Origin of the sequence: Burkholderia sp. Se-20378, from assembly GCF_017104665.1 — a bacterium.
GTDB classification, from domain to species: domain Bacteria; phylum Pseudomonadota; class Gammaproteobacteria; order Burkholderiales; family Burkholderiaceae; genus Burkholderia; species Burkholderia lata.
Window position 1 is genome coordinate 1 of the sequence record NZ_JAAGPG010001179.1, and the last position, 210, is coordinate 210.

Annotated in this window: 1 protein-coding gene; it reads right to left on the reverse strand. The window is 75.7% G+C overall.

Features of this window, described 5'->3' with window-relative positions:
• Positions 1 to 210 (reverse strand): ABC transporter substrate-binding protein (locus G3N93_RS40865; protein ID WP_374196571.1); only part of this gene is annotated, 210 nt, incomplete at both ends.

Sequence of the window (210 nt, forward strand, 5' to 3'; positions counted from 1 at the left end):
TCGCCGGCGTTTTTCACCTGCGCGATCGCGGTGGGCGGGCCGGCTTCCGCCGACGCGAGCACGAGATCGGGCCGCAGCGACAGCAGCCCCTCGGCCGACAGCGCGCGCTGGTAGCCGACCTTCGGCAGCCGCTTTGCGGCGTCGGGGTACGTGCAGGTGGTGTCGGCGCCGACGAGCCGGTAGCGCGGCGTCTCGGCGCCGCCGAGCGCG